The sequence below is a fragment of the Enterococcus mundtii genome, assembly GCF_002947535.1.
Classification (GTDB): Bacteria; Bacillota; Bacilli; order Lactobacillales; family Enterococcaceae; genus Enterococcus_B; species Enterococcus_B mundtii_B.
Map to the genome: position 1 here is coordinate 85572 of NZ_PUAP01000021.1, position 15498 is coordinate 101069.

At 36.8% G+C, this 15498-nt stretch carries 15 protein-coding genes; 3 read left to right on the top strand and 12 right to left on the bottom strand.

Annotated features, from left to right (window positions below; all coding sequences use genetic code 11):
- Window positions 1-41: 41 nt before the first annotated feature.
- Genes CUS89_RS06810 through CUS89_RS06820 form a run of 3 tightly spaced genes read right to left on the bottom strand, consistent with a single transcriptional unit; the run spans window position 42 to window position 2573 of the window.
- A complete protein-coding gene (locus tag CUS89_RS06810) occupies window positions 42-842 on the bottom strand; it encodes a PTS system mannose/fructose/sorbose family transporter subunit IID (protein ID WP_181055330.1) in 801 nt (266 codons plus the stop codon).
- Entirely contained in the window at window positions 835-1632 is a 798-nt protein-coding gene (locus CUS89_RS06815) for a PTS mannose/fructose/sorbose/N-acetylgalactosamine transporter subunit IIC (protein ID WP_065096035.1), read from the bottom strand. Before CUS89_RS06815 ends, CUS89_RS06810 begins: the two co-directional genes overlap by 8 nt.
- Window positions 1633-1649: 17 nt before the next feature.
- Complete coding sequence (locus CUS89_RS06820; RefSeq protein WP_104871557.1) at window positions 1650-2573, bottom strand: PTS mannose/fructose/sorbose transporter subunit IIAB; 924 nt, start codon at window positions 2571-2573, stop codon at window positions 1650-1652.
- A gap of 217 nt (window positions 2574-2790) precedes the next feature.
- Here CUS89_RS06820 and CUS89_RS06825 point away from each other — a divergent pair, with 217 nt between their 5' ends.
- The 3 genes from CUS89_RS06825 to CUS89_RS06835 all read left to right on the top strand — a co-directional run bounded on the left by CUS89_RS06825 (window position 2791) and on the right by CUS89_RS06835 (window position 6726).
- Window positions 2791-3498, top strand: a complete 708-nt coding sequence (locus tag CUS89_RS06825; RefSeq protein WP_104871601.1) for a GntR family transcriptional regulator — start codon at window positions 2791-2793, stop codon at window positions 3496-3498.
- A 264-nt stretch (window positions 3499-3762) separates the two neighbouring features.
- Complete coding sequence (locus CUS89_RS06830; RefSeq protein ID WP_104871558.1) at window positions 3763-4926, top strand: glycoside hydrolase family 88 protein; 1164 nt, start codon at window positions 3763-3765, stop codon at window positions 4924-4926.
- Window positions 4927-4938: 12 nt separating this feature from the next.
- Window positions 4939-6726, top strand: a complete 1788-nt coding sequence (locus tag CUS89_RS06835; RefSeq protein ID WP_104871559.1) for a glycoside hydrolase family 35 protein — start codon at window positions 4939-4941, stop codon at window positions 6724-6726.
- 63 nt (window positions 6727-6789) lie between these two features.
- On the opposite strand, the gene CUS89_RS06840 is transcribed toward CUS89_RS06835, so the two are convergent.
- The 9 genes from CUS89_RS06840 to CUS89_RS16345 all read right to left on the bottom strand — a co-directional run bounded on the left by CUS89_RS06840 (window position 6790) and on the right by CUS89_RS16345 (window position 15466).
- Window positions 6790-7926, bottom strand: a complete 1137-nt coding sequence (locus CUS89_RS06840; protein WP_104871560.1) for an AI-2E family transporter — start codon at window positions 7924-7926, stop codon at window positions 6790-6792.
- Between the two features lie 107 nt (window positions 7927-8033).
- Window positions 8034-8747: an MgtC/SapB family protein gene (locus CUS89_RS06845; protein WP_104871561.1), complete on the bottom strand. Its 714-nt coding sequence runs from the start codon at window positions 8745-8747 to the stop codon at window positions 8034-8036.
- 140 nt (window positions 8748-8887) lie between these two features.
- Complete coding sequence (gene nagB, locus CUS89_RS06850; protein WP_104871562.1) at window positions 8888-9589, bottom strand: glucosamine-6-phosphate deaminase; 702 nt, start codon at window positions 9587-9589, stop codon at window positions 8888-8890.
- Window positions 9590-9781: 192 nt separating this feature from the next.
- Entirely contained in the window at window positions 9782-11014 is a 1233-nt protein-coding gene (locus CUS89_RS06855) for a Fic family protein (RefSeq protein WP_104871563.1), read from the bottom strand.
- A 181-nt stretch (window positions 11015-11195) separates the two neighbouring features.
- Window positions 11196-12395, bottom strand: a complete 1200-nt coding sequence (locus CUS89_RS06860) for an MFS transporter (protein WP_104871564.1) — start codon at window positions 12393-12395, stop codon at window positions 11196-11198.
- An 80-nt stretch (window positions 12396-12475) separates the two neighbouring features.
- Entirely contained in the window at window positions 12476-13153 is a 678-nt protein-coding gene (locus CUS89_RS06865; RefSeq protein ID WP_086335168.1) for a TVP38/TMEM64 family protein, read from the bottom strand.
- A gap of 616 nt (window positions 13154-13769) precedes the next feature.
- Window positions 13770-14120, bottom strand: coding sequence for a hypothetical protein (locus CUS89_RS06875; RefSeq protein ID WP_104871566.1), 351 nt, complete (start codon window positions 14118-14120; stop codon window positions 13770-13772).
- 34 nt (window positions 14121-14154) lie between these two features.
- Entirely contained in the window at window positions 14155-14349 is a 195-nt protein-coding gene (locus CUS89_RS06880; protein ID WP_065096026.1) for a hypothetical protein, read from the bottom strand.
- 421 nt (window positions 14350-14770) lie between these two features.
- Window positions 14771-15466: an ATP-binding protein gene (locus tag CUS89_RS16345; protein WP_258082394.1), complete on the bottom strand. Its 696-nt coding sequence runs from the start codon at window positions 15464-15466 to the stop codon at window positions 14771-14773.
- Window positions 15467-15498: the final 32 nt, after the last annotated feature.

A 15498-nucleotide genomic window follows, 5' to 3' on the forward strand; every position in this document is an offset into this window, starting at 1 on the left:
TCACGACCTTGCGATCACTTCATTCATTTTTTATGAATCAGTTAAGCTAAAATCCCAGCCGCACTTAATGCAATCGAAAGAATCAAAATGATCCAGATCACACGAGTTGAATTCAATTTCTTCTGCCCTAACATCCAGTAAGTCAATAAGACTAATAAAACCGGTACTAATGAAGGTAAGATCGCATCTAATGTATCTTGAACAACTAACTCCACACCATTTTGTTTGTAAACGAAAGGAACCGTTGCTTTGATAACAGAAGGAATCAAGGCACCAATAACTGTGATCCCTAAAACAGTTGCCGCGTTGGTGAATGCTGTTAGTTTATTTTTTAGAGTCGTAACTAATTTAACTCCTTGCTTATAGCCAAGTGGTAATAATGCTGCTCGTCCAAAAAGTAAAGCGATATTGGCAATGATCCAGATCACACAGCCAACGACTGATCCGCTTTGTGCCAATGTACCCGCGATTGAACCAAAAATCGTTCCCCAGATGACATGGAATAATGAATCGCCTACCCCTGCTAATGAACCTATCAGCGCTGTTTTCAATGCGACGATCGTATCTTTTGCTTTGTACCCATCTTCTTCTTCAATTGCCACATCGATTCCCATGATCAAGTTCCCAAAAATCGCATTGGTATTGAAAAATTGATTGTGGGTATTCATCATATCTTGTAATTGTGATTTGTCTTCCCCATAGAATTTTTTCAATACAGGTAAGATACCATAGAGATAACCGGTACTCATCATACGTTCATAGTTCCAATTCAATTGGCTACCAAGGATATAGCGCCAACTGATGACATTCAATTCTTTTTTCGTTAACTTTTGATTACTCATCGCCATCAAAACCTCCTTCAAGTGTTCCAGTAGTTGTCACTGTTTGAGCAGTTGCTTCTTTTTCGTTATCACGTTTGAATACTAACATTGCAGCAATGACACCAACGATCGAAATACCAAGCATTGGTACTTGTAGATAGGCTGATAAGAAGAAACCTAAAAGTAAATAAGGAATATACTGTTTTGCTGGTAAATAATGTAAAAGGATGGCTACCCCGACAACTGGTAGTACGCCACCTGCTGTACGTAATCCGTTCATCAACCACTCAGGTGTATTTTCTGTGATTGTTGTGACTGCCGCATCACCGACTAATAACATCAATAAGATCGGGATTGCTCGAGAAAGCCCCCATAGGAATGAACCAGATAATACTAACCGCGGGATACTGTTGATACGCATATCTTCAATCGCACGATCTACACGGTGTAGCAAAAAGACATTACAGAAACGAGCAACGACATCAAGTTGTAGCATCAGTAATGATACTGGTACAGCTAGACCGATCCCATATTCCGCACCTTTGCCAGAAATGACAGCAAATGCCGTTCCTAATACAGCACCAGTAAAGAAGTCGGGTACAGATGCGCCCCCAAAAGCCGCAATCCCTAACCGCATCAATTGGAGAGTTCCCCCTACCATCAAGCCAGTTTCTAAATCTCCCATGATCATACCAGAGATCATTCCCGCAATAGCTGGTTGTGTCAACGTATTTGAAATAAGTGAATCATTGATTGCAATAAAAGCATAAACTGTAATAAGAATAATTTGATACATGGCTAAATGTTGCATGATTATTTCCTCCTAAATCACTTTCTTAGTTTTTCCATAAAATCGACGACTGGATCATTTGGTACCAATTGAGCGGTCACTTTTATATCTTTAGCTGCGATCGCTTCAAACACTGCTTCTTCTTCTTTCATGACTTTGATGCTTTTCGTGATTTCTCTCGCACCTTCTTTATGACTCATATTTCCTACATTGATTGCTGACAGCTCACCGCCCGCTTCTATATACCGCAAGACATCTGTGGGATTTTTAAAAAGTAGAAAAATACGTTGCTTGCCATATTTTCCAGATTGAACATTTTTTGCCGCCGCAGCGATCGTTAAAACGGATAGACGCATAGATGTAGGCGCTGCCATTCTTAATGAAGATTTTTGTAACGAATCCATTGCTGCCTCATCATTGATCACGATGATCCGTTGCGTATTTAAACTCGTAGACCAAATCCCTGCAACTTGCCCATGGATCAAGCGTTCATCGATCCGTACATTGACAATATTCGCTTTGCCTTTAAATTCTTTGTATTGCCCTAGATCTTCTTCTGCTGCTTGCGTTTCTTCTGCTTCTGTTGCGATCATTTTGTTTTTGACGTCAACTATGCCTCCGCGCGCCAGATCGATCAATGCTTCAATCGTCGCTTGTGGGTTGAGCGTCGCTTCCATGACTAAAGGTAAAGACATCCCAGCAATAATTGCAACTTCTTCATCTTCTAAGTAATTTTTCAGCGCTGTGTTGCATGGAGTCCCACCTAGCAGATCTGCAATGATCAAAGTCGATCCGTTAAGGGCTTTCATTTTCTCAGTTAATTCATGTTCAAATTGTAAATTATCGCCATCTGGTCTTAAAGAAAGTGTGTGGACATGTTCCTGCACGCCAACGATCATCTCTAAACTGGCTTTGACTCCATCGGCCATGCTACCATGACTGACCAATAAGATATTTCTCATCTCTCTTCCCCCTTAAATAAATATCTTAGCTACTTAACATGTTAGCTATTGATTACGTACACTATATAACATATCAACTGAAACGTAAACCTAACATCTTAACATATTATATTTTTTTCTTAAAAAATTCTGTTCCGAAATAAATCCATTGCCACAAACAAGTTAACATGTTATGGTAAGGTTAATTGAATACCGCTAAAAAAGGAGGTTTCATTTGGTGATTCCTAAATATGAACAAATTAAGCAAGAGCTATTAGCTGAAATAAAAAATCATTTATTTGTTCCTGGGGACAAGTTTTACTCAGAAGCAGATATCAAGAAAAAATATTCTGTCAGCTCGATCACAGCCGTTAAAGCACTGAACGAACTTACAACCGCTGGCTATCTCTATCGCGTCCAAGGGAAAGGGACTTTTGTCTCAAAATCAAAAGTTTCTCAATCGGTCAAATTCTCAGATATCGAATTACATTCACTAGATAAAGAAAAGGTCAAAGTCATTTCTATAGAAGAAGCACAAGAACCTGAAATTTTAGAAGAACTCGGTCTACCTAAAAATGGTTCTTATTACCGCATCAAACGAGTGCGGTATTTTGAGGATATCCCTTTCCTTGTGCATATCACTCATCTGCCAAAACGTTTGGTCAAGGAACCTATTAGTAAAGACTTAGCCCATTACTCTAGCATTTACGAACGAGTGCGAAAAGATTTCGGGATCGACCTCTTCTCTCTTTCATCTGTCGAGACGAATGAGATTGTTTTTCCTGATGATCCTGAACTATTGAATTTGTTGAAATTAAGCTTCCGCGAACCGGTAGTAAAGCAAATCAAGCATTCTTTCCTAGCCGATCGAAGCGTAGCCGAATATATCATTAGTTATAAGCACTGGAAATACTTTAAGACGAAAATCGAAGTAGAAGCAGAATAAGTAGAACGGTAATAGCCGTAATTTCGCACCCATTGAATGAAATAAACAAAACCAGAAGGAATCCATCAAATCGTTCTTAGAACGTTTTTTTGGATTCCTTCTTCATACCTCTATCCATGATCAGAGTTACCTGCTTAAAAAAATAAATACAGTTATTTATTTTTTAGACTTTCTGTTTTTTTTATTTTGCCATTCGCTTTTTCTGAGCATTTAGGTTATACTAGTTTAAAGTTAATATGTTAACAAATTAAGAGGAGTGGTATGATGGGATTACAACAAACAAAAGATTCCCTTATTTCCATAAGTAAGTCTGTCGATAACACCTGGCTAGCGAAGCAAATCGATTGGTGTTGCCAAAAAATCGAACATAATATGACACGCTACGGTCTAGATTTTCCGTCGGCTTGCGCAACAAATGGGATCTATCGGATCAAACCTAACGATGACTGGACGAATGGCTTTTGGACTGGCATGTTATGGTTAGCTTATGAATGGACTGGCAAAGAGAAATTTCTCGTACGTGCCATGGAAAATATCCATAGTTTCAAAGATCGTTTAACAACACACCACGTATTAGATCATCATGATATTGGTTTCTTATATAGTTTATCTGCTGGTGCAGGTTATCGTTTGACCAACAGCTTATTATGCAAAGAAGAATTGCTTCAAGCCGCAGATGTCTTACTTGCACGTTTCCAAGAAAAAGGACAATTCATTCAAGCTTGGGGCGCATACGGCGATCCTAAAGAATATCGCTTGATCATCGATTCATTGATCAACTTACCTTTATTATTCCAAGCTTCTGAGATTTCAGGTAATGATCATTACCGAGAAGTAGCAAAGAAACATTACGAAACAGTGTTACGTACCGTTGTTAGAGAAAACGCAACAACTTTCCATACGTATTATTTTGATCCTTCAACTGGTACACCAACTCACGGTGCCACACATCAGGGAAATAGCGATGCGTCGATTTGGGCACGTGGACAAAGTTGGGCTGTTCTTGGGATTCCTTTAAATGAAAGTTATTTAAGATCTTCGTCTTTACCTACAAATTATGAAGCAATCGTTGATGTCTTTTTGACACATTTACCAGAAGACCTTGTTCCATATTGGGATTTTGATTTCACAGATGAACACCCTTCGGACAAAGATAGTTCAGCCTTAGCGATCACCGCCTGTGGATTATTAGAAGCCGCAAAAATGGAAGCGTATCCTCAGTCTGAAGAATTAGCAAAAGGAATGCTCTACCAATTAGGCGAACATTACACGTCCTTGTCCGAACCTGATAATGAAGGTCTACTACTACATGGCGTATATGCCCATGCAGAAGGTAAAGGAATCGATGAGCCCAATCTTTGGGGCGATTATTTCTACCTAGAAGCTCTGATGCGTTTAGCAAAACCCTCGTGGAAAAAATATTGGTAAGGAGAAACCAACATGCAAACTTTTGAAATAAAAGAAGACTTTCTTTTAGATGGGCAGCCGATCAAATTGATCAGTGGTGCCATCCACTATTTCCGTCTTCCTCAATCGCAATGGGAAGATAGCTTATATAACTTGAAAGCATTAGGCGCAAATACTGTCGAAACCTATATACCTTGGAATATCCATGAACCCAAAGAAGGTCAATTCAACTTCGAAGGAATAAATGATTTCACTGCTTTTGTTGCACTTGCTCAACAACTTGGACTAATGGTGATCCTACGTCCTTCGGTATACATTTGTGCAGAATGGGAGTTTGGCGGTCTACCCGCTTGGTTATTAAAAGAACCAGGTATTCGTTTGCGTTCAACCGATGAACGGTTTATGACAAAAGTCAAAAAATACTATGATGTCTTACTGCCAAAGATCATACCTTTGCAGATTTCAAACGGTGGCCCTGTCATCATGATCCAAATCGAGAACGAATATGGTTCTTATGGAATGGAAAAAGCGTATCTACGTGAAACGAAACAACTACTAGAAAATGCCGGCATCACTGTTCCTTTATTTACTTCCGATGGTGCTTGGAATGAAGTATTAGATGCTGGAACGCTGATTGAAGATGATGTATTCGTCACTGGCAATTTTGGTAGTCATTCGAAAGAGAATAGTGCAGTGTTGCAAGCCTTTTTTGATAAACATGGAAAAAAATGGCCCTTGATGTGTATGGAATATTGGGATGGTTGGTTCAATCGCTGGGGCGAGCCGATCATCAAACGAGACGCTCAAGACCTAGCGAGTGAAGTCAAAGATATGTTAGAAGTTGGTTCTTTAAATCTTTATATGTTCCATGGAGGCACCAATTTTGGTTTTTACAATGGCTGTTCCGCTCGCGGAAATACCGATTTACCGCAATTGACAAGCTATGACTACGATGCGTTACTCACTGAAGCTGGTGAACCTACAGAAAAATATTATGCTGTCCAACAAGCAATCAAAGAAGTTTGCCCCGACGTATGGCAAGCAGAACCACGTACAAAACAATTAGACTCTCTTGGTAGTTACCCAATTGATACTAGCGTTTCTTTACTAAACACAAAAGAAACACTAGCAAAAACGGTACCTACCGCATATCCTATGACGATGGAACAAGTCAGCAATGGATATGGCTATGTCTTATATTCCTTAGCGCTGAAAAACTATCACCATGAAAACAAAATTCGGATCATCGAAGCAAGTGATCGCGTTTCCGTTTATGTGGACGAAACCTATCAATTGACGCAAGACCAAACAACGATAGGTGAAGAGTTCATGATCCAAGGAAAGACAGAAAATGAACAAATCCAGTTAGATGTACTAATAGAAAATCATGGAAGAGTCAATTATGGCTCAAAATTGAATAACCCGACCCAAACAAAAGGGATTCGTGGCGGAATCATGCAAGATATCCATTTCCATCAAGGCTATCTACATTATCCTTTGCCACTGTCAGCCGAACAACTTCAGCTGATCGACTATCAAGCTGGCAAAAATCCAGCTCATCCTTCGTTTTATCGAGTATCATTTGACGTAGCCGAGCCGATAGATACGTATATTGATTGTTCCGCCTATGGCAAAGGAGTGATTTTTGTCAATGGGATCAACTTAGGACGTTACTGGAACCGTGGACCGATCTACTCACTTTATTGTCCAAAAGATTTTCTTAAACAAGGGGGAAATGAAGTGGTGATCTTCGAAACAGAAGGTGTTGAGATCAATTCTTTAGATTTTCTCGCAGAACCGAAAGTTGAGCAAAGAGTTTGATAATTATAACTAAACAGAGACGAGAGTCATCATCTGATGATCCTCGTCTCTGTTCGTTGACAGTTATTCATGTTCCAATTCAATTTTCTTAGGGTGTTCTTCTTCCGGAACTTGTTCAAATTTCCGCAATAAATAAATCTTACGAATATTCAACACTAGTGTTTTGATCACCGCATATACAGGGATACAGATCAACATTCCCATGATCCCAGCAACACTTCCTGCACCGATCAATACTAAAATGATCGTTAGCGGATGAATGTTCATCGTTTTTCCGAAGAGTAACGGCTTGATCACATTGCCATCCAATTGTTGGATAACAAGAATGGATAGCGCCATGTAGAGTGCTTGAAATGGCGAAATAAACAGTCCGACAATAATCGCTGGTACTGCACCAATAAAAGGGCCAACGTACGGTATGATATTCGTCACGCCGCAAACAACTGCCAGCAACAGACTATATGGCTGCTTGAAAATCGTCATTGCAATAAAACTCATCACGCCAATGATCACTGCATCCACGATCGTGCTACTGATATAAGCAGATAACGTTTCATTCAACTCTCTGACCGTTTGGCGTAATTCTCCTCGGATCGCTTGAGGAAAGAAAGGCGATAACGCATCGATAAATTTATGTCCATCTTTGAACATGAATAATAAGATGAATGGGACAGTAAACAATAAAATAAAGAATTGCATCATAAAAGAAAGAATTCTTGAAACGCTCCCTGTCAGACTCACCAACAAGATATTGAACAAGTTGCTCAACGACAAGTTGGCAGACGCAAACTGTTCTTCTAGATTCAATGAACGAAACTCTTCTCTTTGCATGATCTCAGTCAACCAACGACTTGTTTCGTCTGCATAGGCAGGGATACTTCTAGTTAATTGCACGGCTTGATCAACCAATTGAGGCAAGATGTTCATGATTGTCAAAAAGACGATCACTAATAAAACGATCAATGTCAATAGATAGCCCAACACGCGTGGGATTCGATGTTTTTCTAAAAACAAGACAACTGGATTAAACATGTAATAGAAAAATCCAGCAATGATCAACGGCATAATGATTGCAGATGCCATTCTCAAGATTGGATGAAACACATTTGGCATACGTAAAATAAAGAAAACGCCAATAATCGTTAAGACTAATTCCACTGTCCAAAACAACAATTTTGACTCTTTGAACCTTGAATACATAGATATCCTCCAAATTTCATTCTTACAGATACTCTTATTTTATCATTTATTCATCAGTAAAGCGCTATTTTTTCTTTTATTTCTTGTTATTTAAAAAAAGTGATTACTCAGGCGGACAAACTAACCAGATGTAAGTTGGTAATATTTTTGTACGTGGATAATTCTTCGATCACTTCTGCATACGTCAATCCTTTTGGTAGATCGATCGTATAAACATTTTTATAGATACGGTAATCATCCACAAATTTAACATCAAAATTGACATCCTCGATCGTGATGTTTCTTTTTTCAAAATAATCATTCAAGAAATCTTTGGTTTCTTTTCGATGAATAAATTGGATCACTAATTTTTTTGTTGTTGGTACATGGATGATGCGCTTCACCACAGTCAATGCAAAGACAATACCGACGAAACTAGTGAGTGCAATGGCATAAAAACCCATCCCGATTGCAATACCCAATCCTGCGATTGCCCAAAGTGATGCTGCGGTCGTTAACCCAGTCACTGATTGTTTCGTGACGATGATCGTACCTGCTCCTAAAAAGCCGACGCCACTGACAACTTGTGCAATCAAGCGGGCTTCATCTGAACGGAGGGTCCCAACTAATTCAGGATACTCTAATGCATTTCTCAACGCACCACTGGCAATTTCCACTTGGATCAAGGCAATGATACAAGCCCCCATACAAACCAAAATATGTGTACGCATCCCTGCTGGACGGTTTTTATATTGTCGCTCAAAACCAATTGCTCCGCCAAAAAGCAATGCAATACTCAATCGTATAATAATTTCTGGTATGGATAAAACCATATCCTCCATGACTATCCCCCCTCTTATCAAATATAGCACGACTAAAAAAAACAAACAAAATATAACTATTTTTTATGACCTAAAAAAAGCCACTGTGCCAGATCATCTGATAAAAACCAGATGATCTCCAGTGACTGAAATCTTTTCTATTATAATTTGCTTGCTGCTGCTTCATCAACAATGACTACCACGTCATCATGATTTTGCAAAGCACTTGCTGGCATATCTGTAGTAACAGGTCCGTCAATCATTCCTTTGATTGCATCAGCTTTATTTTCGCCATAAGCCATCAAGACGATTTTTTTACCGTTTAGAATTGAGCCGATCCCCATAGAGACTGCTTTCGTTGGGACGTCTTCCACTTTATCAAAGAATCGTTTATTTGCATTGATTGTTGATTCAGTTAAATCAACAACACTTGTTTTTCCATCAAATGGAGCACCAGGTTCATTAAAACCGATGTGACCGTTTTGACCGATTCCTAAAATTTGGATATCGATTGGATGTTCTTCAATGATTTGGTCGTAGGATTGACAAGCTTGATCTAAATCAGCTGCTTTTCCATCAGGTACGAATGTTTCTTTAAATGGTTTCTTGTCAAATAATTCAACATTCATAAAATGGCGGTAGCTTTGATCATCTGAGCCACCTAGTCCAACATACTCATCCAAGTTAACAGAAGTCATGTTACTGAAATCCATGTCGCTTGAAGTCATTTCTTTATATAAAGTGATTGGCGTACTCCCTGTTGCTAAACCTAGAGCTTTCGCACCATTTTCCATTCCATTTTTAATTATCTCAAAAGCTTTTTTTCCGCCTTCTTCAGCATTTTTCACACGAATGATTTCCATAACGATTACTCCTTTTGTTTTGGTATAGCCCAATTATAGCACCTTTATTTCAAAATGACAATATCTGTATAGACCAAATATAAAAAAATCATTTATTAAGATGTAACTATCATTATTTCGTTTACCAAAACGATCACCTACAAATTTGAAAATAAATAATAGGTAAACAAAAGTTGTCACAAAATTTTGTTCTTATGAGAATGACTCTAGCCTCTCTTGAAATTCTGTTGAAAGGATATGGATTGAGGGTTTCTTTTTAATCTGTACAACGAGCTTTTTAGCGATCAAATATTGATTGATTTGTTTTAATTTAGGATAAGATATATTAAGATGTTTTCTCAATTCAATATCCGTAATATATTCATTTACCTCATTATATAAATGACCTTGAATCAATACAAATAATACTTCAACCATATCTTTATCTTTCAGATCCAATTTTTTAAGATTATTAATTGCATTATCTAGTTTGGCTTTTGCTATCTGTAGCTCTTCAATCACCTTACTTTGTCCATCGATAATCAATTGATACATATTTTGTACAAACAGAGTCAAATCCGCTTTATTTCTCGGATTTGAAACTTCTGCGAATAACTTTCCATAAGCTTTTTTGTCATGCGTGATTGCATTTGAAATTGTGATTCCAGTTAAAAAATCTAATTTTCTAGAAAGATAATTTGAAATTAAAAATCTCCCCATCCGACCATTTCCATCGTAAAAAGGATGGATATATTCAAAATAGTAATGAGTAATCACGCATTTTAATAAAAAAGGAATATCTTTTCTGTTCATAAATAAAACGAGATTATTTAAATCTCTTATGATTGTTTCCTCGTTAGGATTACCTTGATGAACTCGTTTGTTCTCAGAACCTATATAGACTACTTCCTTTCTGAATAGCTGTCCATCTGGTTGATCCTCTTCTGGAATATCTTTACGAAATAATTCATCATATATATTTCGTATTTTCACAATATCGTGAATCTCCTCAAACTCAGACTCGCCCAAGTTCATGTACATATTTACTATTCCTTTAAATCTAACTATTTCATCACTATTTCTTTTCTTTATTGCTGTTCCAATTTCTTTTCTTGTACTTTGTACACCTTCAATATCATTTGTTGATTTTATTTCATCAATGATTTGCGAATTAAAAATGTTTCTCTGGATAATCGGCGGAAGCATACTAATGTATCTTTCAATTTCTGATGAATTTTTTTGAATTTTCTCTTTTAAGTTTTCATGTTCTAATAATGGTATGTAAAATAGTTCATAACTTTCTGTTGTGATACGTTGCTCTCGATCAAAAGGATGGATTTTAAGTCCAGTCTTAAAAGTAGAAAAAAAGTTAAATCTAGAATTATACTCTTCCTCAAATTTGTTTCTATTTTCATAAAAAGTAATTTTTAATGGTTTATAGCTCATTTTCACCACTTCTCCTCCACTCTATTTTAATAAAAATACCATTTATTAAAATAGAATGCAATTTTTTCTTGATAACCAACATATAAATCCATAATTATGCTATAACAAAATATACCAACTAAAAAGAACCTATCTTCTATTTTAGTTGGTATACGAAATTTATATAGTTAATTAATTTATTCTATCTTATTTTTCTTTTATCAGGATAAATAATTGCTTGAAAGATAAATGCGCACAATTGGAAAATCAGTCCCGTAACAGTCACACCTACCCAACCATAATGCTGCCACATCACTGAGCCTAATAAAGAGCCTGTTGCTCCACCGATAAAGTACATAAACATAAAAATCGTGTTGTTGCGATTACTTGTTGCTTCGCCAAGACCTTGTACTCTGCTTTGATTCGCTACTTGCCCGAACTGGTTCCCAACATCTAATAAAATGATTGCAACTAATAGGACAGTAACATAGTCACCCGCAACAAACAAAGCGAGAAAACTAATTGTCTGCATCACTAAGCCCATACCAACGATTCTTCTTTCCGAATAAGTATCCGCCAAGCGACCAACGATCGGTGCAGCTACTGCTCCCGACAAACCAAAAATCGCCAAGATTCCTGCTTCAAAAGTACCCCATCCATAAGCTGGGCTACTGATATAAAAGATCAACGTTGACCAAAAAAGCGAAAACGTTCCAAACATAAAAAAGCCATTGATTGCAGCTTCACGCAACAATCGTTGCTCTTTGACGAGTTTCGGTAAGCTTTTTAATGAAGAAAGATAGGAGACTGTAGATTCTTTTTCCAGCGTTCCTTGTGTTCTTGGTAATTTTAAATAGAGTAGCACAGTTAACGCCCCAACTAGACAAAGGGCAAAGAGATAGACACTACGCCAAGAAAACCAACTAGCAAGAAGTCCTGAGACAGTTCGAGAGAGCAAGATTCCCATCAGTAAACCACTCAATAAGATCCCCATTGTTTTTCCTCGCGCTGCTGGTCCTGCAAGTACGGCGCCGTAAGGAATAATGATCTGCGGAACGATCGACAATAGACCAATCAAGAAAGAAGCGACCGCAAATAAGGCAAAGTTTGGTGCAAAAAAGGCTGCTAACAAGGATAATGCAGATAATCCCGCCATGCGAATGATCAATTTAGGTCGATCGACGACATCTCCTAATGGAACTAAAAATAATAATCCTAAGGCATAACCTAATTGAGTCAGCATCGTCAACAAACCTACAGCACTCGTATTGACTGATAAATTTGCCGCTACTTTGGTGCCAATTGGTTGGATGTAATACATATTGGCGACGACTACCCCACAGGTGATGGCTAATAATAAAATCAATGATTTCGAAAGCGGTGTTTGCTTATTTGTTTCCATTGGATTCCCCCATTTCCTTTCTTAGTTTACAACTTCTAAGAATAATTGAAAACAGGTAGGCTCAAATAAAATAAATAAGGTTATTTAACTAAATGTTTTCTTCGATCACGATAGATGATGACCACTAATACTGTTAAAACTAACACGCTAGCGACCAAAACAAGCGCTTTTATATGTTCCCCATGAAACAATGCTTCTCCGCCACACGCATATAAAAGGGAAGATGGCACTACGCCGATAAGGATCGATAATAATAACTCACGAACTGAAAGATTTAACGAAGTTGCGGCAAAATTCACGACAGAAGACGGAATCACCGGTACCATATAGCCGATCATGACTCCTATTTTCGGATGCTTCATCCGACGTATTGCTTTGACCCAACGATTCTCTTTTTTACTATGATCCATAAAGGATAAATGTTGCATCAAAACGATCGATAAGATATTTCCAAGTGCATTACCTGTTACATTGATAACTGTTCCTAGAAATGGACCATAACTTAGGCCAACGACCACACCGATCACAGAAGTAGGAATACCTGGCACCGCACACATCAAACTGATCAACAGCGTCAAAATAAACGCAGCAGATACTCCGTGTGACCGAATTTCTCGCATCCATTCTTTACGGCTTGCCTGTGGATCTAGTAATAAGTGGATATCTGGTCGATACTCTAAATAAAGTTGATAGCCAACAAACAAAATCAGCAGTAACCCTAAGCCAATCAATGTATTACGTATATATTGCTTTTTCATAGCGACTTCTTCTCCTCCTCAGACTTACTCACTGTTAGTGTATCATTAGATGAGGAAACAGAACAAACGTGATACTTAAAATGCCCGACTTTCTATCACTATTATTCTAAACATACTGAAGGCGATACAATTCGCTCAAAAAATACCGAAACCTCTCATATCAAAGGATTCGGTACATAATAATCAATAGCATAGATTTAATTACTTTTTTCTTGCAATAATTCACTGCTTTTAGTTTGCCTTAGTTGCTTTAATATCTGGCTTTTTAATTTTTCATTTATTGATATTTCCTATTTCTTTCTACATCATAAGGGAATTTTTTCGATTCACCAGACTTTACTATCAGAGAATTTATTGTACATAGAGTCTATAGCTACGTTTAAATTCAATATTTGCCATTTTCATCACAGCTTTTATTGCTTCATCTGAAGAGTCGAACTGGTACTTACCCTTTTCGAATCCATCTTCAACTATTGTATATCGTTTTTGATCATAACTGATAAGTAAATAGCGATCTTTTTTGAACGTAAGAATTTTCAACTTAAAACAGTCCTTCGACTTAAATTTTCTTTTCAAAAATTGCTTTAATTGCTTTTTACAAATCATGCTCATTTTACTATGCCTCTACTTTCTTGATAGACTTAGTAATTCTGTGATTTTTATTGAATCGATGAATAAATTTGTTTACTTCTTTATCAAATAATTCTTTTTTTAACGTTCGACTAATATAAAAAACTTGTACCTTCTTATCCTCTATTATAAAAGCAATTCGAAAGTTTTCTTTTCCTAAACGGATTTTCATTTCATAAATCGATTGTTTTGCAGGTGTATCAACAGGCTTGATTCGATAAAAGTTATGTGTCAAATACTCATTCACTTTATACATGATTATTTCTTGGTATCTTTTTGATTGATTCCCAGAAAATGCATTTAGAATTTCCTTACTGACTTCAACCTCATATGTCATACCTATTCCTTCTTACTTAAATTTCCAATCATTTTCACTTTTCTATGATAGTGACATTTGCTTTTCCACAAGTTAATTCTTGTTCTAATATTGACTTTATTTGCCATGCACATTCTTTTGAAAATGGTTCAGCCTCTTCCCATGATCCTAATAATGGATAATTATGGCGTACCGTTTTAACATACTGTTTATTTTTTACTCCTCGTGTTTGAACTTCTACATAATACATAACTATACCTTCTTTGTTAAATTATTTATGTAAAGACTACTCTTTCAAGCAGCTTAGAAAAAAGTGGCAGAAAACACAGAGGATCTGGCGAGATTAATTGAGGGTTGCAACGACAAGCCTTTTGTCCAACAAGTTGGATAGAAGATCATGTACCACAACATAATTATAGTCTATAAAAACAAGGCTTTCTATTCGTTTTAATTATATCTGTTATAAAAAATACCCCCTAAGTTAGATTTTTTGGTCTAACTTAGAGGGCGCACTTCAGAACGGTATTTTGTTAGGATTTGGTTTGCGCGGCGATTTTAGTATAAAAATTATTCAGAACATTAATTGAAAAACGGAAAACATCTCACAAGTATCGATGAGGGAGATTTTACTTTTATCTACTCTTCATAAAACCAACTTCTATTTCTTTCAGTTATCTTTTAAACGTCATCACCCCTGTTTCTTCAGAAGAGCTTAAAACAAACATGGTTGCTTTACCATTACCTATCTTTTGTAGCATTTCCTTTTCAACTAAGCTATTTATATTTTTTCTAACAGTATGATCTTTATAGCTTGTAGAATTTACTATATCTTTAATTTTAAAAGCAGGTTTTTCCATGGCAAATTTAATTATGCTAGTTTCTACTTCGTTTAGACCACTTAAACTTCCTAACATATTTATTTTCCATATCCTGACTTCAGTAGAATCAAAATTGGTATCAAATTCTGGAGTACGCAAGCTGTTCTTTGTAGCTACCTCAAAAATTCTAGGTCCTCCTGACCCTCCTTTTTCAGCAATTCCTACTCTTCTAAATAACGTTGAGATAATCGAATTTCTTGTTACAGAAAAACTTCCATTTATAAATTCTTCTTTAGAAACTTTCATTTCTCCCGGGTTGTAGAAACTTACGTAATCAGCACAATCGATTATTTTTATTACTTTATCAGAATCATAATAAGCATGCATTAATGTATTTACTAATGCTTCTTTTAATGCAAGTAATAAGTCTGTTCTATAGGACCCTCTCGTCATATTTTCTTCTTGTCTATAAGAATCTGGCACACTAAGCTCTATTTTTTGAATAACTAAATTGTAGAACGAAAACAAGTTCATCTCAGGATAATTCATATCTCCACTTGATACCCTATCTCGCCAGTCAG

Excerpts from the sequence above, each read along its gene's own strand:
- CUS89_RS06810 (WP_181055330.1), bottom strand. The coding sequence starts at position 842 with ATGAGTAATCAAAAGTTAACGAAAAAAGAATTGAATGTCATCAGTTGG.
- CUS89_RS06815 (WP_065096035.1), bottom strand. The coding sequence starts at position 1,632 with ATGCAACATTTAGCCATGTATCAAATTATTCTTATTACAGTTTATGCT.
- CUS89_RS06820 (WP_104871557.1), bottom strand. The coding sequence starts at position 2,573 with ATGAGAAATATCTTATTGGTCAGTCATGGTAGCATGGCCGATGGAGTC.
- CUS89_RS06830 (WP_104871558.1), top strand. The coding sequence starts at position 3,763 with ATGGGATTACAACAAACAAAAGATTCCCTTATTTCCATAAGTAAGTCT.
- CUS89_RS06835 (WP_104871559.1), top strand. The coding sequence starts at position 4,939 with ATGCAAACTTTTGAAATAAAAGAAGACTTTCTTTTAGATGGGCAGCCG.
- CUS89_RS06840 (WP_104871560.1), bottom strand. The coding sequence starts at position 7,926 with ATGTATTCAAGGTTCAAAGAGTCAAAATTGTTGTTTTGGACAGTGGAA.
- CUS89_RS06845 (WP_104871561.1), bottom strand. The coding sequence starts at position 8,747 with ATGGAGGATATGGTTTTATCCATACCAGAAATTATTATACGATTGAGT.
- nagB (WP_104871562.1), bottom strand. The coding sequence starts at position 9,589 with ATGGAAATCATTCGTGTGAAAAATGCTGAAGAAGGCGGAAAAAAAGCT.
- CUS89_RS06855 (WP_104871563.1), bottom strand. The coding sequence starts at position 11,014 with ATGAGCTATAAACCATTAAAAATTACTTTTTATGAAAATAGAAACAAA.
- CUS89_RS06860 (WP_104871564.1), bottom strand. The coding sequence starts at position 12,395 with ATGGAAACAAATAAGCAAACACCGCTTTCGAAATCATTGATTTTATTA.
- CUS89_RS06865 (WP_086335168.1), bottom strand. The coding sequence starts at position 13,153 with ATGAAAAAGCAATATATACGTAATACATTGATTGGCTTAGGGTTACTG.
- CUS89_RS06875 (WP_104871566.1), bottom strand. The coding sequence starts at position 14,120 with ATGACATATGAGGTTGAAGTCAGTAAGGAAATTCTAAATGCATTTTCT.
- CUS89_RS06880 (WP_065096026.1), bottom strand. The coding sequence starts at position 14,349 with ATGTATTATGTAGAAGTTCAAACACGAGGAGTAAAAAATAAACAGTAT.
- CUS89_RS16345 (WP_258082394.1), bottom strand. The coding sequence starts at position 15,466 with ATGAATTATCCTGAGATGAACTTGTTTTCGTTCTACAATTTAGTTATT.